The 18,444-nt window shown below is 62.8% G+C and carries 19 protein-coding genes and 3 pseudogenes; 9 read left to right on the top strand and 13 right to left on the bottom strand.

Annotated features, from left to right (window positions below):
- On the bottom strand, positions 1-184 hold a 184-nt coding region (locus D002_RS13910; protein WP_155996081.1), incomplete at its 3' end, for a helix-turn-helix domain-containing protein.
- Between the two features lie 84 nt (positions 185-268).
- Between D002_RS13910 and D002_RS12990 the strand changes: the two are divergent.
- Positions 269-2,155: pseudogene (locus D002_RS12990) on the top strand (S9 family peptidase); the annotation flags it as partial.
- Positions 2,156-2,279: 124 nt separating this feature from the next.
- The gene (locus D002_RS0100930; protein WP_018140041.1) at positions 2,280-2,534 is read left to right on the top strand and encodes a DUF6868 family protein; all 255 of its coding nucleotides are present in this window, start codon (positions 2,280-2,282) and stop codon (positions 2,532-2,534) included.
- Between the two features lie 60 nt (positions 2,535-2,594).
- On the opposite strand, the gene D002_RS0100925 is transcribed toward D002_RS0100930, so the two are convergent.
- Positions 2,595-4,064, bottom strand: a complete 1,470-nt coding sequence (locus D002_RS0100925; protein ID WP_018140040.1) for an amidohydrolase family protein — start codon at positions 4,062-4,064, stop codon at positions 2,595-2,597.
- Between the two features lie 518 nt (positions 4,065-4,582).
- Here D002_RS0100925 and D002_RS0100920 point away from each other — a divergent pair.
- Positions 4,583-5,245, top strand: a complete 663-nt coding sequence (locus D002_RS0100920) for a hypothetical protein (protein ID WP_018140039.1) — start codon at positions 4,583-4,585, stop codon at positions 5,243-5,245.
- A 138-nt stretch (positions 5,246-5,383) separates the two neighbouring features.
- Here D002_RS0100920 and D002_RS13675 read toward each other — a convergent pair whose 3' ends face one another.
- Entirely contained in the window at positions 5,384-5,617 is a 234-nt protein-coding gene (locus D002_RS13675; protein WP_155996078.1) for a hypothetical protein, read from the bottom strand.
- Between the two features lie 351 nt (positions 5,618-5,968).
- Between D002_RS13675 and D002_RS13230 the strand changes: the two are divergent.
- Positions 5,969-6,088: pseudogene (locus tag D002_RS13230) on the top strand (topoisomerase DNA-binding C4 zinc finger domain-containing protein); the annotation flags it as partial.
- A gap of 35 nt (positions 6,089-6,123) precedes the next feature.
- Here D002_RS13230 and D002_RS0100915 read toward each other — a convergent pair.
- Positions 6,124-7,242, bottom strand: coding sequence for a S9 family peptidase (locus D002_RS0100915; protein ID WP_018140038.1), 1,119 nt, complete (start codon positions 7,240-7,242; stop codon positions 6,124-6,126).
- A gap of 376 nt (positions 7,243-7,618) precedes the next feature.
- On the opposite strand from D002_RS0100915, the gene D002_RS0100905 reads away from it, so the two are divergent.
- Together D002_RS0100905 and D002_RS0100900 are read left to right on the top strand one after the other, a co-directional pair.
- Entirely contained in the window at positions 7,619-8,917 is a 1,299-nt protein-coding gene (locus D002_RS0100905) for a sialidase family protein (protein WP_231362904.1), read from the top strand.
- Between the two features lie 76 nt (positions 8,918-8,993).
- A pseudogene (locus tag D002_RS0100900) lies at positions 8,994-9,334 on the top strand (PAS domain S-box protein); the annotation flags it as partial.
- A 156-nt stretch (positions 9,335-9,490) separates the two neighbouring features.
- On the opposite strand, the gene D002_RS0100895 reads toward D002_RS0100900, so the two are convergent.
- From D002_RS0100895 to D002_RS0100875, 5 genes are all read right to left on the bottom strand, one after another.
- Positions 9,491-10,486, bottom strand: a complete 996-nt coding sequence (locus D002_RS0100895; protein ID WP_231362901.1) for an HDOD domain-containing protein — start codon at positions 10,484-10,486, stop codon at positions 9,491-9,493.
- Positions 10,487-10,880: 394 nt separating this feature from the next.
- Complete coding sequence (locus tag D002_RS0100890; protein WP_231362900.1) at positions 10,881-12,011, bottom strand: GGDEF domain-containing protein; 1,131 nt, start codon at positions 12,009-12,011, stop codon at positions 10,881-10,883.
- Positions 12,012-12,203: 192 nt separating this feature from the next.
- A complete protein-coding gene (locus tag D002_RS0100885) occupies positions 12,204-12,704 on the bottom strand; it encodes an HIT family protein (RefSeq protein WP_018140034.1) in 501 nt (166 codons plus the stop codon).
- A gap of 304 nt (positions 12,705-13,008) precedes the next feature.
- Complete coding sequence (locus D002_RS0100880; RefSeq protein ID WP_018140033.1) at positions 13,009-13,401, bottom strand: sulfur globule family protein; 393 nt, start codon at positions 13,399-13,401, stop codon at positions 13,009-13,011.
- 301 nt (positions 13,402-13,702) lie between these two features.
- Positions 13,703-14,398 carry an MOSC domain-containing protein gene (locus tag D002_RS0100875; protein WP_018140032.1) on the bottom strand — a complete coding sequence of 232 codons (696 nt, stop codon included), beginning with the start codon at positions 14,396-14,398 and terminating at the stop codon, positions 13,703-13,705.
- A gap of 294 nt (positions 14,399-14,692) precedes the next feature.
- Between D002_RS0100875 and D002_RS0100870 the strand changes: the two genes are divergently transcribed.
- The 3 genes from D002_RS0100870 (at position 14,693) to D002_RS0100860 (ending at position 16,407) form a co-directional block, all read left to right on the top strand.
- Positions 14,693-15,418 carry a DUF3012 domain-containing protein gene (locus tag D002_RS0100870; protein WP_018140031.1) on the top strand — a complete coding sequence of 242 codons (726 nt, stop codon included), beginning with the start codon at positions 14,693-14,695 and terminating at the stop codon, positions 15,416-15,418.
- Between the two features lie 87 nt (positions 15,419-15,505).
- On the top strand, positions 15,506-15,985 hold the full coding sequence (locus tag D002_RS0100865) for a VOC family protein (protein WP_018140030.1): 480 nt from the start codon (positions 15,506-15,508) through the stop codon (positions 15,983-15,985).
- Between the two features lie 23 nt (positions 15,986-16,008).
- The gene (locus tag D002_RS0100860) at positions 16,009-16,407 is read left to right on the top strand and encodes an SRPBCC family protein (protein WP_018140029.1); all 399 of its coding nucleotides are present in this window, start codon (positions 16,009-16,011) and stop codon (positions 16,405-16,407) included.
- Between the two features lie 55 nt (positions 16,408-16,462).
- Here D002_RS0100860 and D002_RS12985 read toward each other — a convergent pair whose 3' ends face one another.
- The 4 genes from D002_RS12985 to D002_RS0100840 form a co-directional block, all read right to left on the bottom strand.
- Positions 16,463-16,645: a hypothetical protein gene (locus tag D002_RS12985; protein ID WP_018140028.1), complete on the bottom strand. Its 183-nt coding sequence runs from the start codon at positions 16,643-16,645 to the stop codon at positions 16,463-16,465.
- 80 nt (positions 16,646-16,725) lie between these two features.
- Positions 16,726-17,151 carry a DUF1841 family protein gene (locus tag D002_RS0100850; RefSeq protein ID WP_018140027.1) on the bottom strand — a complete coding sequence of 142 codons (426 nt, stop codon included), beginning with the start codon at positions 17,149-17,151 and terminating at the stop codon, positions 16,726-16,728.
- A gap of 25 nt (positions 17,152-17,176) precedes the next feature.
- On the bottom strand, positions 17,177-17,824 hold the full coding sequence (gene nth / locus D002_RS0100845; RefSeq protein WP_018140026.1) for an endonuclease III: 648 nt from the start codon (positions 17,822-17,824) through the stop codon (positions 17,177-17,179).
- Positions 17,825-17,890: 66 nt separating this feature from the next.
- Positions 17,891-18,328 carry a hypothetical protein gene (locus D002_RS0100840; RefSeq protein WP_018140025.1) on the bottom strand — a complete coding sequence of 146 codons (438 nt, stop codon included), beginning with the start codon at positions 18,326-18,328 and terminating at the stop codon, positions 17,891-17,893.
- Positions 18,329-18,444 lie beyond the last annotated feature (116 nt).

Genomic DNA, 18,444 nt, shown 5'->3' with positions numbered 1-18,444 from the left:
ACGAACGGTCCACAAGACCTGAACGGCCCGCCTCCTGGAACCGCTGGACCCAGCGCTGCACGGTCTTCGGATCCACGCCAACGGCGCGGGCCGTGGCCCGAAGGCTCTGGCCGTGATCCACGACCAGACGAGCCATCCGCTCTCGACCGCGGGGGCCCATTAAGGCATTTTGGTGAAGGTTCACGGGGCGTCCTCCTTGGGAATGGCTCAGTCCGCAAACTCAGCATCCTTCGGAGTCGTCCCGTGGACAACCTATTGAGAGATCACACCTAGGCTTTCGCCGGATGCGGGCCATGTCGCCTTCGTGCGCAGTCGCGTGGACGATGAACGCCGCAATCGGGAATCGAGCATCTGGATGGTGCCGGCCGATGGCTCGGGATCGGCGAGGCCGTTCACCCAGGGGGAGTCCGATCGTCATCCCCGTTTTTCTCCCGATGGGCGGCAAGTGGCCTTCTTGAGGACCGTCGATAAGGACGCCCAGATCCATCTGATGCCTGTTGACGGTGGTGAAGCCCATGCCATCACCGAGATTCAACAGGGCAGTATCGCGGACTTTGCATGGCTGCCTGATGGTCAACACCTGATCGTTACCCTGACCATCGACCCGGCCGTCGAGGATCCCGCGCAGGAGGAGCGGGGGGATGACGCACCGCAGGCGGATGTGAAGATCTATTCGCGGCCGCTCAGCCGTCGAGAGTCGCAGGGTTGGCTGGATGAGAGCCGGCGCACCTTGTGGTTGCTGGATTCGGCAAGCGGGGAACTCGAGCGTTTGGCAGGGGACGCCGAGTGGAACTACAACAACCCGACGGTTTCACCGGATGGTCGCTTCCTGGCGTTCAATGCCGATCGCAGCGGCGGCGAGTACGACGGCAGCTTCAATCAGGACGTCTACCTGCTCGACCTTGAAAGCCGTGAGGAACGCAAGCTGGCCGCGCCCGACGGGCGTGCCACCGACCCACTGTTCTCGCCCGACGGGCGTCAGGTCGCCTTCCACTATCAGTCCGACCGCTTTCGTCCCGTGGAGCTGCACCGCATCGGGATCGGCAACGACGACCACAAGGTACTGCACGATGGCATGGAGTTCTCCGTCACGCAGGCCTGGTGGCCCGAGGGGTTCGATCGTCCCCTGGTATGGGCGGACTTCCGCGGCAGCCGTCCACTGATGCGCTTGGATGCCGATGGAGACAGCGAGGTGGTCCTCGGTGACAAAGCCGCTCTCAGCGATATCGACTTTGCCGCCGACGGCGGGTTCCTGGCCTTGCTGGTCGAAGACGAAACCCGGATGCCGGAGGTGCACGTCGCCGACAGTGACGGGTTCGAGTCGCGACGCCTGACGGGCTTCAACGACGCCCTGCTGGAATCCCGGTACCGGACCGAGCTCGAACGCTTCAGCTACGAGGTCGAGGACGGCCGGACGGTCGATGCGTTCCTGCTGCGGCCCAAAGGATTTGACGCCGGCGATGACTGGCCACTGGTACTCAACATTCGTGGCGGCCCGGCGCATATGTGGGGCCATCGCTGGTTCCACGAGTTCCAGATGATCGCGGGCGCGGGCTACGCGATGCTGTTCACCAACTATCGGGGTTCGACCGGCTACGGCCACGAGTTCCAGGCCTCGGTGCACCAGGACTACGGTGGGGTCGACTATCGCGACAACATGCAGGCCCTGGACGCGGCGCTGGAGCGCTTCGACTGGATCGACGAGGAGCGCCTGTTTCTGACCGGCGGCAGCCATGGCGGCTTCCTGACCAACTGGATCACCACGCAGACCGACCGCTTCCGCGCGGCGGTGACCCAGCGCAGTGTCTCCAACTGGATCTCCGAGGCCGGCACCCAGGACTACGTGCCGGCACGGATGAATGCCGAGTTCGGCGGCACGATCTGGGCGAACTACGACTATTACTGGGGACGTTCACCGCTCAAGTACGCCGACCAGGTGAGTACGCCGACGCTGATCATCCATTCTACCGATGACCGGATCACGCCGATCGGACAGGGCCAGGAGTGGTTCTACGCGCTGCTCAACAACGACGTGGAGACCGAGCTGGCGGTATTTGATGGCGAAGGCCACAACCTGTCCCGGGACGGCACTCCGGTGAACCTGGTCAAACGCCTGGAGCTCATCCTCGAGTGGTTTGAACGCCATGAACCGTGAGCCGCAGTGCGAGGCATTGATTGCGAGGCGGGTGGCCAGTCGGGGAGAAGGGATAAGAGGACACCCATAATTCCTTCTACAAAGCCGCGCGTCTTGGAAGCGTTAACTGCCACAGGAGAGACCCATGCACGATGCATTCCTCTGGAATTTCCTGCTGTACTCACTGGCGATCAACTACGGGATTCTGGTTTTCTGGTTCATTGCCTTTCTGGTTGCGCGGGACTCAATTCATAGGCTTCATAGCAAGTGGTTTCGGCTGAAGCCGGAGCAGTTTGACGCGATTCACTATGGCCTCATGGGCGCTTACAAGCTCGGAATCATCCTGTTCAATGCCGTCCCGCTACTGGCTCTCTGGCTAGTGGGGCGCGGTGTCAGCTAAGAGAAGAACGAAGCAAATGACACCGATGATTCCTTGTCAGGAAGTCCAGAGGATATTGATCTACAGAGTACGTTCCAGTTCGTTCCGAACGATGCTGCCGCCCTTCATGATTAGGTGCAGGTGGTCTGCGGGTGCATCCAGCCAGTCCAGGCCGGCGACCGGGTCGGCATCGACCACGAGGAGGTCGGCCAGGGCCCCTTCGGCGATGACGCCGAGCCGGCCGGGGTAGGGGGCGCGGTCGCCGGATAGGGCGAGCAGTTGGCCGGCCGCTCCGGTGGCCATGTGCAGGGCCTCCAGCGGGGACATGAAGCGGGTCAGCTTGGCCAGTTGGCGTCCCTGGCTGGCGGCGCCCTCGGGGCTGAACAGGATGTCGGTGCCGAAGGCCATGGGCACGCCGTACTGGCGGCCCAGTTCGAAGGCGCGCTCGGTGCCCGCGCTCACCTGGAGCTGCTTGGCCCGGGAGACGGGGTCCGTCTTCGGGTTGGCGTCCTCGTCGTCCAGGAAGGGCTGGATGCTCCACCACACGTTGGCGTCCGCCATCATGCGCACCGTCTCCTCGTCGGCAAGCTGGCCGTGCTCGATGGAACGCACCCCGGCACGGATCGCGCGCTGGATGCCCTGCGGCGTGTAGACATGGGCGCATGCGTAGGTGCCCCAGTCGGCGGCGGCGCGTACGGCGGCTCGCATCTCCTCTTCCAGGTACTGGGCAGTGTCCAGCGGGTCGTACAGGCTGGAGACGCCGCCCCCAGCCATGATCTTGATCTGGCTGGCGCCTTGCATCAGCTGTTCCCGGGTGCGGCGCAGCACCTCGTCCACGCCATCGGCGATCGCAGCGACACCGCTGCTCTCAATGTAATTCGGCGGGGTGCTCGGCATGCGCGGCAACTCGTGGCGCTGGCGAAAATCGCCGTGCCCGGAGGTCTGGGAGATCATCGCGCCGCAGGGGAAGATGCGCGGGCCGGCCACCGCGCCGCGGTCGATGGCCATCTTCAGGCCGAAGGCCGGTCCGCCAAGATCGCGCACGGTGGTGAAGCCGCGCATCAGGGTCGCGCCTGCCTCGCGCCCGGCCATCAGGTGCAGGAAGCCGATGTCCGCGGTCATGGCGGTCATCTGGCTAACCCCGACCAGCGTGCTGTGCCAGTGGGCGTCGATCAGGCCGGGGATGACGGCGCGCCCGCCGCAGTCGATTGTGCGTGCGGCGGTCGGGCCCTCGCCGCGCCGGGGCAGCGCGGCGATGCGGCCGTCCTCGATCAGGATGTCCACGTCCTCGCGCAACGCGAGGGTCTCGCCGTCGAACAGTCGCAGGTGGGTGAGCAGCAGCGGTTGCCCGGGTTCACCGGCCTTGACCTCGCGCGGGGTGAGGCCGAAGCCCGCGAACATGCCCAGCACGGCGGCGGCACCGCCGAGGAACTGGCGCCGGTTCAGGTCGGCCTCGATGCGCCGGAGGGCCGCCTGGGTATGGGCCGCGCCACAGTGGCAGGGGTTGATGTCGGCGTTCGCGCCGTGCGGTGCACAACAGGCCATGCCCATGACGGTGAGGCTCCTGGTTAACGCGCGCGGCATCGGGCTGCGGCACCGAGCGGATCGCGGCGCGCCCCGACGCCCGCACGGATGCCGGAATCCCGGCCGCTGCCGATCGCGAGCGATAGCCGGGGCATACCTGCAGCATACCCAAGTTCGGGCGCGCGTCTACTGGCCGGACCGGGGCGGACCGGGTCGGGGCGCGGTGCCGCGTTCTCCGGCCGGACTGTCGGGCCAGGTCGAAGATGGGAAGAAGAGGACACCTATGATTTCTTCCCATGATTTCGCGTTGGCCATAGAAACTGAAAGGGGACGCAGGAAACGTTTTGCGCGATGATGCGGTGCAGTGACATGCGGGGAGCGATGCGTTGAAGTTGATTAGCCCAAAGGCTGTGGGTGGGTTGGTTGTAGGGGCTCTCTGTTGGCTGGCAGCGCCAGTCTCGTCGGCCGATCCGTGTGAGGATGTACTGGAGATTGCCTCAGGGGAAGCAGATGCTGATAGGGCTTCTTCGATTTTGGGAGCCTGCTTGGCGGCGCCCGCGCCATTCGGGACGCATTTACAGGTTGCCCATGCTTTACTTCAGCGGTCGTTCGACGAGGATATGGCTTGCCGATACACCGATGTATTGCTCCAGATGCTCGAGGGGGTTGCGCTAGAGGCTGAACGGTCGGTCGTCGGTATGATCGCGGCTGACGCCGAGGCGCAAGCCTGTCGTTGTGACAGGGCATGGAATCGCAGACTGCGTCTTGAAGGTAGAGACCCAGGAGATGTGACGCGTTCCTGGTTCGGTGTGGACACCCAGCAGGTGGAGGTGTTTTCGCTACGCGAGCCTGTCCATGACGGGGTGGTAGAGATATTCGCCCATTATCGACGGGGCATGGACCATGTATGCGCTTTCCGGGATGAGGCTTTGCGGTACGCGGAGTCGCGCGGCGCGATTACATCGGGCATCGATCGTGCCCGGGTTTTCGAGTATGGCGAGCATCGGGAACTACGGGCCGTTCTGGTTTGGCGGCGCGGCGTACATGGTGAGGCCTTGCAGCTTCTCGATATCGAAAAGGGCCTACCGATTTTCGAGAGGCAGAGCGCCTGGCCGGTGGGGTTTTCGATTGAGGACAATCTACTGCGCTACAGGGTCGTGAAAGAGAGCGATTCCGGGGATCCAGAGGTGGTTGAAGGGACGTACTAAAAAGGTAGCGACCACGGGGCCAAGCCATGTCTTTTGTCTTTCAGGCTGTTGTTGAAGGGCAAAACGTATGGTCTGGCCCCGAAGCTCTATGCGATGGCATCGATGATGGATGCGACCCAGAACAATCGGCAACTCCGTCTAGTCGTAGGCGCGGTTACGCTGCCATTGGCCATCACGACCTCGGGTGTAGGCTTCGCCGCGAGAGTTCCAGCGCATGATGCTCGAGTTGCCAGTGTTCGGGTCAAGGCCCGGTATGGTGTTGTAACGGTCACAGCCAGCGAGCTGGCGATCGTAGGCAGAGGCCGTATAGCTCGTGCAGCGCCAGTCCGCACTGGGCGCGCTGGTGGACCAAGAGCTTGATGGGTTTGGCATAGGAGCGGCCGGCGCATTGTAGCCACCCCACTGGGAAGACGGGTTATTCCACTGCGCGGATACGGGGGTAGCAAGAAGGCCGGCAGACAGAACTGCAATAAGAGCAACGGTTTTCATGTATGTATCCCTCTAGTTTTACGAAGAAGAACAGCGATAGAGATTTAACCTGCGCCATTATTGCCGGGGGTTCCGCCAAGATCGCCGCCATGGTCTCCGACAACAATGGCCAAAGTCCGGACATAACCGCAATCTTATAAAGCTTTACAAGCACAAAAGGCAAGGTTTAGGTCTGAACTAGAACGCGAAAGATAAGCAAAGATAAGGACACCCATGATCTTCCCAGGCCAAGCCTGCCCGAAGTGCGGCAGCGCCATGGTAAAGCGCAAGGCCCGTCGGGGCTCCAATATGGGGGAGGAGTTCTGGGGGTGCACGCAGTATCCCGGCTGCCGCGGGACGAAGGCAGTCCAGTAGGCGGTGACCGGGCGAGAAGGTGCCCCTGTCGCAGGTCAGTTGTCCCGCCAAGCCAACAGGTTGGTTACGGCACGGATGAGCTGCCACTGGCCCACCAGGCCCACGCCTCGCGCATCGATGTGGGAGAAACCATCGATCAGATGCAGGTCGGTCTCGCCGACTGCATTGGCGAGGCGCTCGCTTTCGGTGTGGGGAATCATATTGTCGTCGCGGCCGTGGATCAGGAGCGCCCCGCCAGAAAGGTGCGAGAGGTCCCGATGGGCCAGGGATAGCTTCTCGATGGCCTCCTGTGCGCTTGCAGGTAGGTCTTCGAGGAGCTCTGGCACGCGTTCCTGGTGATCGTTCCGAATTAACGCCAATAGACTTCGCCCCTCTTCGCCGAGACCGGCGGCCAGTTCGTCGATCGGGGCCTCGGGATCGTGCATGCGCCGCCAGGCAATTTCGTCGAGGATCTCGCGGTCTGCGGGGTCATTGAGAATGTGCAGATTGCCGCGCAGGAATAGCCACTTCGCCAGTGGATCGGGCGTCCTGGTCATCCAGCGGTCTGACCCAGGTTCCTGGAAGGCCCCGGTAGTGGCGAAGGTGATGACGTTCTTCGTGTCGTAGTAGCCGCCGATCCCGACCAGGAAGTCGATGCTCGCTTCTCCCTGTGGCGTTAGCGTCGCGAGCGCGGCCAGGCCCACGGCGTAAGAGATTGCCGCGACCCCGACGTCCTGGTCATCCGGGGCGCGCTCTGCCTCCAGGCGGGACAACAGGGCAGCGGCATCCGCGATGGCGGCGGCATCCTGGGTGCGGATCCTCAGGGCTTTCGTGCCCTCCAGATCGGGGACCAGCACCAGGAAGCGTGCCCGGGCCAGTGTATTGGCGAGTTGTACCAGGCGGGGGTCGTCCTTGCCCTCTGGCGTAAAGCCCGGCACAAGGACAATACGGGCGCCGACATCCTGCCGGGGATGGTAGAGGTCGGCTTCGATGCCCCCTTCGTTCGTCGTGACCGTAAGCGTTTCGCGCGCGGGTTCCGGGGTGCGGTCCTTCAGCGCGCTCGGTCCGTCACCGGCCTCGATGTCCTGGAGCACCCGCATGGCCTCCCAGTTTTGCACTCCGATGTAGCTGGCAAGCATCACAAGGCCCAGCAACACGGCAGCGATGCGAAGCACTAGTCCTGACCTTCTTGAGATTCGGGTTCACTCATTTGTAGTCGGACGCGCGGGCGCTGAGTCTCGCGAGGGAGACGACGAGCGCGACGAGTAGCAGGTGTATGCGTTGAGTCATGGGGTGGGGATCCTGTGTAGCGAGAGGAGAGTCTACAAGAAGGAGGCCGATATCCTTTCCAGTTTCGGACCGGTTGGATGTACTGACGGAGGTGCCCCGTGTTCGTCCTCTGAATGGCCGGTGAGGCGACCGGAACCCCTTATTCAGAAGATTTAACCCGGTTTGAATATGCGCAAAGGCCCATAATGGAAGGCTGGAGGTCGTATGCGTAGCGATAACCGAACGCTTGTCTTGCCCGCCCTGTTTGCCCTATGCCTTTGGATGGCACCGGTCCTGGCCGATACCGACACGCAGGCGCAGGTGGTGTGGGAAGCGCCAATCGAAGTGGCTCGCGGTGAGGCCTACCGTGGACCTTGGCGGATGAACGCATCGGATTTCCGCTACGTGGATGATGCCTCGGTGGCCATCAGCGAGCGCGGCGAGGTGGTGGTTGTATGGGCCGACCAGGTGGAGCAGGCGATCTTCCTGCAGCGGTATGACCGAGAGGGCCACGCGGTATTTGATGAGCCCACCCGGATCGGTGGTGAGGTGGATACCTTCTCCTGGCTGCCACGTGTGGTGATCGACGAGGCGTCCGAGGAGGGCAAGGCGTTCACCGTCCACCTGCTTTGGCAGGAGATTCTGTTTACAGGGGGCGACCACGGGGGCGAGATCTTGTACGCACGCTCCCAGGATGGTGGCGAGACGTTCGAGGCCCACCAAAACCTGTCCAATGTGCGCGACGGCGCGGGCAAGGGGCGTATCACTGCGCATCGCTGGGACAACGGTAGCCTGGACCTGCTCGGCACATCCGAGGGTCATGTCGTGGCGGCCTGGACCGAGTACCAGGGGCCTTTGCGCGTGGTCTACTCGAGGGATGGTGGCGATTCGTTTTCGGAGCCGGTCACGGTGAATGCCGGAGCCGAGGTGCCGGCTCGTGCCCCGACGCTGGCCCAGGCGCCCTCCGGGCGGGTCCTGTTGGCCTGGTCGGAGGGCGACAGTCCGTATGCCGATATCCGTATGGCCTGGTCGGATGACCTCGACCAGGGCTTTTCCGCACCCGAGACGGCACTGGAACACCCGGGGCATGCCGACGCGCCCTCGTGGGTGGTGGACGACAACGGCACGGTGCATCTCGCGTTTGGCGCGATCCCGGCGAACGATGTGGAAGACTATCGGCAGCCGTACCACCGCCGGTTGCACATTAGCCAGGCGAATGCCGAAGATCTGGATTTTGGGCCCGCGCGAAAGCTGGATACCGATGATTGGCCCGGCGGGTTCCCGACCCTTGCGCACGACCACCAGCGCCTGTACCTGGTATGGCAGCGCTATCCCCACCCGACCGACCGCCCGTTCGGCCTGGCATTTACGCACGCCCCTTTGGATTTCACCGCATTCAGCTCGATCGAGGCGGTTCCGGGTGCGACCGAGACCCCTTACAGCGGAGGTCTGCAGGGCCAGCTAAAACGTCGCATGGCGGTGAACGCCAGTGGCGAGATCGCGATTGCCCAGAGCCGCTTCGTGCCGGGCAGCCATAGCGACATCCTGTTGATTCGAGGTCAGGTGCAGTCGGGTGAGTGAGCGCCTTGACCGGCGGTTTTGGGCTGGGCGTATGGGCGTGCGCCGAAGGCGGTTCTCCGTATGGGTGGGCTGATCCATGCCAGTGGACCTGAAAGCAGCTTCCTCCAGGCTGATCAATCTGATCCACGACACCGTCTTCGTGAGCGTCGCCCGTGAGGACCTGCTCGGTTATTGGGCCAAGGGGCTGATCGACACCACGATCACCGACTACATGCATCCGGACGACCTGGCCGCCTCACTGGCCTCGATTGTGTCCGGGTCATGGGGGGCAAGCCACAAGTCGATTTCCGGAACCGTTAGATCCGCAAGAGCGGCGGCGTCGTGCATATCCTGTAGTCGGCACACTGGGTCGAGGAGGAAGGGGTTCGGATTGGCGTCGCGCGCGACGTGACAGCGCTCTGGCAGGCGGAGGAGGACTGCGTGCGGGAGGCGGGCGCAGTGGCGCGGATGGCGAAATCTACCGGGTGAAGCGAAAAAGGGGTAAAGGGTCGTGATGATCTTGTACGGCGACTCGCGGGTACCCGGTTCGCGCAGTTGCCTTTGATCGGGTGCCACTGCGTCCGGTGGGAGAATTTAGTCTGAGGGTGAAGGTGAGGATGAGGGCAGGTCGGTCCATTCCTGTGCATATCGGGGCAGTGTTTCGCGAAAGGCAAGCAAGGACGTGCTCTCCAGGTCGCCGCGTTGGCAGAGGCTGTTGAGTCGGGTGAACGCGATGGCATCGGCTAACAGCGCGGTCTCCAGGGTCGACCGGTCGGCGTCGGCCCAATCCTGCAGCAGCTGAACACTGGAATGGTCGAACTCCCAACTGCGGGCGATAGCGACCGACGCGGTGCGCGCAAGCGCTTCGAGTTGACCGACAAATCCCGAGGACACGGTGGTCGCCTTGAGCGTTTCCAGCCCACGCAACAAGACAATGAGCCCGCTGCTATGAGTGAGGGCCGCAAGATAGAGCGCAAATCCCTCGGTTCCACCTCCCAGGTGTCGCGCGCCAATCTTTACGTTCATCGCGGTTTGCAGGGTCTCGGGCCAGATCTGTTTCAGGCTTTCTTCGTTCACGCGGGCATCTTTGTCGAACGTGGCCAGGGGGCTGATCAGGGCGGCGAAGATGATCTCGCGTAGGCGTTGGTTCCCCATGAGTGTAACGGCGTACTCGAGGCTCACGATCTGGCGGCGGTGTAGGCGCATGGCGGGGCTGTTGACCACCTTGAGCACGTTTCCGGCCAGGACCGGGTCGGTCTCGATTAGGGAGACGATCTTCCGCGTGCTGGTACTGTCGGGCTCGCGAAGCGCGGACATGAGTCTTGGCACGACCCGTGGCAGCCGTGGCACCTCGGCGGAGAACGCATCCGGGTTGGTCGCGAGAAGCTCCCTGTAGTGGTGGATCCAGGCGCGTTCCGCCGTGCTTGAGCGACCCTTCTGGTAACGCCTGGCGTCAAAAAGGCCCGAGCAGTACGACAACGCGAGTTCAGGATCCTCAACGGGATGCACCTCGCCGCCAGGCACTTTCAGCGGGTGGGTGACGGCTGCGCGCCCGGATTGGGCAGGATCGCTGGCGGAGGCGGTGGGCAAACGATTTTGGTTGCGGGTAAACCACCGCAGAAGCGTTGATAACGACACTTGAGAGTGTCCCTGTTCGCGTTCTGTGCAAACGTCCGCCCGGAATCCGGTGGGCGTACGTAAGCCGTGCTGTAGCGGCCCCCTCCATGGTGGTCGCGGATTAGGGGCAGGGTACGTGCTCACGACAGGTCAGTGGGGCAGACCGCGTGACTTACGTGAAGGGGACGTTAAGGTCCACTTTGTCAGCATCAAACCAACGGGGCCCGCGGCCAACACATCAAGCGTTTCGGATGGGCGTAACGCCTGGCGAATCTTTGATAAACGACGAGCCAAGGGTCGACTGCATCGGTGTATTCATGAGGGGAGTGTGTGCCCGGACCGCTGCTCGTTCCTGTTTGAAGGGTGCTCAGATGTGCGCCGAGTCGTCTTTGGATGATACCTGGTCTCGGCCCTCGTGCTTGGCGTTATACATAGCCTTGTCGGCCCGGCTGATGGCCTGTTCCGGGGATTCGCCGGTCTGAACCTCGGCCACGCCAAAGCTGGACGTGAGCTGGATGTCGTAGCCCTCGATGGGGGTGGACTTGACGGTCTTGCGCAGACGTTCGGCCAGGTTCCGTGCGGCGTCCAGATCCGAGGCGGGTAGTAGAACGATGAACTCTTCTCCGCCGTAGCGAGCCAGGAAGTCCGAGGAGCGCAGACCTCCCTGGAGGGTCTTGGCAAAGGCCTTGAGCACTTCGTCCCCCACAGCATGGCCATAGCGGTCGTTGATCGTCTTGAAGAAGTCCACGTCGGTCATCAGCACCGAGAGGGGTTCGCCGTAGCGCTGTTTGCGGTCCAGTTCCTCGTTGAAACGTTGTTCCAGGTGGCGGCGGTTGGGCATACCGGTTAGGGGGTCGGTCATCATCATGTGATGAATATGTTCCTGGGTCTGTTCGAGCTCCCGGTAGGCCTTGTTGCGGTCCTTGACGAAGTAATAGAGCACTAGCGAGATCAGGATGAAGCCCATGCCCATGTTCATCAGGAAGTAGAGGGTGTTGAGTGTGGTGGGCATGGGCCGCGCAAGGCCCTGCAGCCAGCTATCCAGGATTGCGGAAACAATCAACAGCGCGATGAAGGCAATGAACCAGCGCCGGGCCGCTTCCAGGTCCAGGAAGAACAGGGCGGCCAGCGGGGCGAAGAAGGCCCAGATCATCACGGCGCTGCCATTGGCAAAGCCGCCCAGGCTCCACATCAGCGCGAAGGGCAGGATCAGAATCAGCAGTTGCTGGCTGAAGCAGAACAGGTCGAACTGCTTGCTGCGGAAGAAGTGCAGGATGCTGGCGAAGGAGACAACGGAGTAGCCGAGCGGGATGGCGCCGGAGAGCGGGTAGCCGGTTGCGATGTACAGGATGCCCCAGAAGATCGCGAGGGTGGCGATCCCCGTGGATACGAGGGTCATGACCACCTTCTTGAGACGCAGATCGGGCGGGTCCTGGGGTGAAACGCCCAGGTTCAACCACCAGTCCAGGGGGTTGCTGTGTCCTCCGGTCCATCTCATCGGACGGCTCGCATGGTGGTCCTTTGCACGCCCTTACCCCTGAGTCTGGACAGGAATTCCGGGTCCATCCTCGTCAGGGATTCTTCCGGAGTCAATGAAAAAACGCAGTTCCAGTCGCGGTTCTGCGGTGGCGCTCGCGGTGGAGACCTCTGGGGCGATGTTAGGTGTTGCTTCGTCGCTTCGCGGCCGAGGCTAGTGGTACTTGGCGCGATCCGGGATGACGTTTCGGATGCCGCCCCGGGGGTCCTGTACATCGCCTTGGTAGCGTGGGAGCAGGATCACGTGGAGGTGGTCGATGCTCCGGCCGGCGGCGCGGCCGTCGTTGTTGCCGACGGTGTAGGCATCCGGCTTCTGGTTCAGGAAGGGGAGTTTCAGGACGGCCTCGATATGATCCTTCGGGCGGTCGCGCAAGTAGTCGCGGTGCAGCATGTTCTGGTACAGGTCAGTCATGTCGGTGGACTCGATGGCCTCGCGGACACCGTGGATCGTGTCGAAGTAGTCCGCCTGCTCGGTTTCGTTGAGTTCGAACAGGGATACCACGTGCCTCCGGGGAATGATGAGGGCGTGCCCGGGATTGACCGGGTTGGTGTCGAACAGCCCGACGAATGAGCGGTTTTCGTAGATGAACGGATCCGCGAGGCCGGCGGACACGCGACAGAAGTAGCAGTCCTTTTTGGGGGCGGGGCTGGTCATCACGTGGCCTGGGTTTGATTGGCTTGGCTAACGATGTAAGTGGCCGATTCTACTGCATTCTGTGGCCTAGCGGGTGGCGCCCCGGAGGGGGTTCGGAATTCCGGTAGAAACGGGAAAGCCGGTGTTCTCGGAAGGCGAGGGTCGGGTCGGCGTTTCCCCCGATACAGGAGGACTGGGTGGATGCGTGGCCGCGCATCCTTCGGAGTCGTCCCGTGGACAACCTATTGAGAGATCACACCTAGAAGGTAACTGGCCCGACCTGCGTGGGCAGGCCGGGCCAGCGGGTCGAGGTTGGAGAAAAGGATCAATTGTCCTGTTCTTCTGCCTCCTGCTGAGGCGCCTGGGGCGCACCATGGTAAGGGCCGGGATGGTAGTAGGGGCCGTACCCATAATACGGACGGTACCCGTAATGGCGGCCGTAGTAGTCGCTGTATCCATGCCCGCTGCCATACCCATGCCCACGACCCCGCATGCTGAAGTCGAAGTCGCCGAACATATCGCCGAGGCCGAACCAGTCGCCCATGCCGCGACCCCAGCCGGGACCGTACCCGTAACGAGGCCCATAGTAGGGCGCGTGGTAGGGGCCGTGATACGGAGCCTGGTAGCCCGGGCCCCACCATTGGGCCGAGGCCTGCAGCGGGACGGCGAAGGCGCCGATCAGCGCCGCGGAAGAAAGTGCTATGGCCCATTTTTTCATGGCATTACCTCCTAAAAATCGAGACCATTTAACAAGATCAGACGCTTCGGGACATGGATGATGTCCCTTTGCCGGGGCGCGGGGCTTCCGGGCCCACCAGCACCTTGGGAGGTGCTGACGTTGGATCAGTGCCTCTCAAGTGATCTGCAGGTTAAAATAAGTACGTACCGATATGCTGATGTAGATCAAATTTTCGGCGGAAAGAAGTCGAGCGAGAACAGGGACCTAACTTGCATTCTCCTGAAACCGTCCCGTTTCGGCACTTTATGAACGACCCAGCTCCGACCAGGTTGGAAGCGGCTTAGGTCGGGGGCGGTTCGCCGCTGAGTCGCCGATCACTACTGGAGTCGGGCGCGCCGCGTAGCTTTCTACGGGCCTTTTCGCGCCAGTTCAGGGCCAGGGGTGCGCAGTCGGCGAGCTGTTGCAGGTGTTCTCGGTTCGCTTGCTGATACACCGCGGCCATGGCGGTGGCAATGCTGAGGCTTCCGGGGGGACGCTTGAGGAGTTCGATTGCATCGCCGCCGGCAAGCGTGCCCGGTTGCAGTACGCGGTAGAACCAGCCGCAACGGCTGGTTTCCTGGACCTGGCGTGCCAGGCCCGGGATGTCGAAGCGCACGTCCAGCTTCCAGCATGGGGTGCGGGGCTGGCTGACCTCCACGCAGGCGGTCCCGATACGGTAGATGTCGCCGATATGGACGCTGTGCTCGTCCATGCCGTGGCTGGCAAGGTTCTCACCGAAACCGGGGCCCGCGAACCGGACGGCACGCGCCGGGTACTCCGATTGCCACCCAGGGTAATGGTCGAGGCTGTAGTGAAGCAGTGCGCGCTCTGGACCGCCGTGGTTGTCCGGGTCGGCCTGCTCGTCACCGGTCAGTCCGAGGTGGCCCACCGTAATGTTGCCGGGAACCGGCTGCTTGTCGATGGCACTGGCGCGGCCCTTGGCGTAATTCGGGGCTATGCGGCCGGTGTAGATGCCGTGGATCGTGACGGTCGTCATTGGGGCCATCCGGGGTGTAATGCGCAGGGTTGAAGACGTCGACGATACAACAGTCGGGGTGGTTGGATGCGTCCCCGATATGGCGCCGAGTCACGCGTGGTTTTTGCGGATCTATACTCATTGAGTGCGGAGTGTTTTGGGCGGGTCAGGCGAGCACCTGGGATGACAGGGGCCGCCCTCGCAGGATTCTCATTTCCCCCGGTCCTCAGGCCAGGGTCCGAGGACGGCCCGCCGGACGGCGGATACGCACTCCCATCCGTCGTCCGACAGCCCCATAGACGGAGGGCTGCAGACATGAATATCCCAAAGTGGTGGGCCCTGTTGGGCCTGATGATTTTGTTGCCATTGGGCTGCGGAAGTGAACAGGCAGCAGACACGCAAACCGATCCGGCGCCGGTCGCCTCGGCGCCCGCCGCAGTGGAGGCAAACATGATCGCCGACCGCATTGTGCGGAACATCCACGACCAGGCGGCGCTATTCGAGGAGATTGGCGATCAGATTGACGCGATTGATGATCAGCGGGCGGCCGATGCACTCGGGAGTCGCCTGGCGGGTGAGTACACAGCCCGCACGATTGCGCAGATCGAAGACATGGTCATCTGGGCGGAGGCCCATCTGGTTCCGGTCGACGCCGCGGATCGGGTGTTGCTCGACCAGGAGCTTGACGGGCTCTTCGCGGAGTCTGCGAACCTCGAGGAAGCTGGAATGCGGTTCGATCGCGCTACAGATCGGGCGGGCCAGCAGCTTGAGCTCCTGATGATGCGCAACCCCCAGCAGGGGCAGGCGGTACTCGAAGGGATGCTCGCCCTAGGCGACAAGGTGGAGGCCTTCATGCAGGACGAGCGTGTGCTGGCACTGGATCATTTGCTTTCGCCAGAAACGGGCGCGAGGCCTGTCGAGGCCACGCCGGCGGAATCGGTAGGCTCGCCGGCCTGGTGCCAGCGAATGGCGAACACACCGCAAGCCCAATGGACCATGAACGATGCCTTCGCCTTTGCGAACCACTGCACGGGCGGTTGATAGCCGATGCACCGAAGCCGACTGGCACATCGGGTCACGCCCTGGGTCATGTGCACTCAATCAGCGTCTCCCTAAGGGAGTACAACGATGGCAACCATTGGACAGAAACTCGTTCCCCATCTGTGGTTCGACCAGGAGGCCCGGCAGGCGGCGGAGTTCTACACCTCCATATTCGACGACGCCTGGATCGAACACACGGTGACCCTGGAAGACACGCCTTCGGGCGCGGTGGAAGTCGTGACCTTCTTTCTCTTGGGGCAGCCGTTCCAGGCCATCAGTGCCGGTCCGCTATTTTCGTTCAACGAATCGATCTCCTTCATGGTGAAGTGCGATACGCAGGAGGAGATCGATCACTACTGGCACGGTCTGACGGCTGGAGGCGGGCAGGAAGTGGAGTGTGGTTGGTTGAAGGACCAATTCGGCCTGTCCTGGCAGGTGGTCCCCTCCGTTCTGGACTTGATGCTGCAATCCAGCGACCCACAGGCGGTGGCCCGTGTGACTCAGGCATTTCTAAGGATGGGCAAGTTCGATCTGGTCGCTCTGGAGCGCGCCTATGCCGGCCCTTGAGCAACGGGAGGCTTGGATACGTCGTGGCTGAGGTCGTGCATATCAGTGTCTACATTGCTCGTCCGCCGGAGGATGTCTACGCATTTGCCTCGAACCCGCGAAACCTGCCCTTGTGGGCCGAAGGTCTTGCCCAGGGCAAAGTGACGGAGGCGGGCCCGTGGTGGCGGATCGAGACCCCTTCGGGAGCGGCGCGGGTACGGTTTGTGGAACCCAATGCGTTTGGGGTGATGGATCACGATGTCGAGCTGGCCACGGGCACGGTGTTTCACAACCCCATGCGCGTGTTACCCAACGAGGCGGGTAGCGAGTTTGTGTTCAGCCTGATGCGCCCGCCGGGCATGACCGATGAGCAGTACGCGGTGGACCGGCGGGCCGTGGAGCACGACTTGCAACGGCTCAAGGAATACCTGGAAAGCGGCTAATCGCTCCTCGGTACGGATGGCGAGTCGTGGACATGGGCGTGGGCCGCCCCTGTGTTCACGTTTTTTGGGTGAGATAGAGGAGGCGGCCGATGAAGGCTACGCCGAGGATGATCCATCCGATCGGGTAGGGCAGGACGCCGGAGAAGAAGGCGGTCAGGCTGGCGACCAGCAGGGCGCCGAGGATGAGCAGGGGCATGTCCATGCCGGTTGGATCGCCCTGATAGGCCGGATGTTCCATGCGCCGGCCACACGAACGGGTTGGCTAGACGGTAGTGGTGCGTGGGCGGTCCCGCTGCGGGTCGTTGGAGCGACGTCGCGTTAGCGACTGGCCAGGCGTTTGAGGCACTCGAGGTAGGCGGTCTCGTCCGGGGCCTTGTTGCTGCGCTGGGCCTCCCACAGGGTCTGGCCCAGGCATTCCATCATCCGGTGTTCGGCGTCCATTACACCGAAGCGGGCGCACAGACTCTGGTGGATCTCGCGTGTGCCGGCCGGGCGGTCGGTGCGGGCCTGGTCGCGCAGACTCAGGTGCATCGCCATGTGCAGGAACGGGTTGGAGGTGCCGAGCTCGGGCGGGAATTCACCGGTCAGGGCCGTCTCGCGGTCCTTGAGGTATTCGTGGTACTCGGGGTGCTCCGAGATCACGTCCACCAGCTGTTGTTCCAGATCGGTCAGGGGCTCGCCGGCCTGGGCCTTCAGCCAGGCATCGACGAACTGGGTGCGGATCTGGTCGCGGTTGCCGTACATAGGGGTGTCCTCGGGGTTGGGAGCGTCAGGCGCCCGCGGGTGGCGGTATTTTGGCCTTGTACTCGCAAAGATCTTGGATGGGACAGCGCCAGCACTCGGGCTTGCGCGCCTTGCAGACGTAGCGACCGTGCAGGATCAGCCAGTGATGGGCGTCCTGCAAGTAGGCCTTGGGTGTCAGGCGCATCAGGCGCTTTTCGACCTCCAGCACGGTCTTGCCGGGGGCCAGGCCGGTGCGGTTGGCGACCCGGAAGATGTGTGTGTCGACTGCGATCGTCGGAACGCCAAAGGCGGTGTTGAGGATGACGTTCGCGGTCTTGCGGCCGACGCCCGGCAGGGCCTCCAGCGACTCGCGGTCGCAGGGGACTGCGCCCCCATGACGTTCGACCAGCATGCGGCAAGTCTTGATCACGTTTTCGGCCTTGGCGTTGTACAGGCCGATGGTCTTGATGTGTTCCTTGAGGCCGTCCAGGCCCAGCGCGAGGATCGCCTCGGGGGTGTTGGCGACCGGATAGAGGCGGCGCGTGGCCTTGTTGACGCCGACATCCGTGGCCTGGGCCGACAGGATGACCGCGATGAGCAGTTCAAACGGGGTGTCGTACTCGAGCTCGGTGGTCGGCTCGGGATTCGCCGCCTTGAGGCGCTCGAAGATGGCTTCTCGCTTTGCGGCGTTCATACCGTGGTTCCAACGCAAACCGGCCCCGCGAGGAGCGGGGCCGGAACGGTCTTCGTCAGGCCAAGATTAGACGTGGCGGAAGAGGCCGACATCCGGCGCGGCATCGCGCGGATTGGACTCGGCTTCCTTCTCCAGGTCCTTGATCAGCTTGGCGTGCTTCTTTTCCAGGTCTTCCATCGCCTTCTCGTCCATCTTCGGGAAGATCACGTCGCGGATGAACGAACCCAGCTCGTCCAGGCAGCTCGGCCAGTACTTGTCGTTCAGATGGAACGCGTGATGGGCATGGGTCCCCATCGGATAGCTCGTGAACTTGGTGCTCATGGTGAATGACAGGTCGCTATCCTTCTCGACGAAGTCCTTGGCGAAGTCGTACCACCACTTGTAGTACTTCTCCTGCAACTCGTCATTGAACCCGTGGTTCTCGAAAAAGGCGGCGATGGTGCCGCGCGGGGCGAGGCCGTAGCGCGTGCCGCGCTTGCCAGCAAACGGGAAATGTCCAGCCATGCCTATCTCCTGGAATGTTTGAGTGTCCGGGGCTTGCCCCGGTAGAACGGATTCGTGGCGCCGGAAGTTTACCGGCTGACGGCCAGGAATCAAGGCCGCCCGGAATGAACCGGGGT

Source organism: Thioalkalivibrio sp. ALJ7 (assembly GCF_000376865.1).
Taxonomy (GTDB): Bacteria; Pseudomonadota; Gammaproteobacteria; order Ectothiorhodospirales; family Ectothiorhodospiraceae; genus Thioalkalivibrio.
This window is presented reverse-complemented; position numbering and strand designations above follow the sequence as displayed.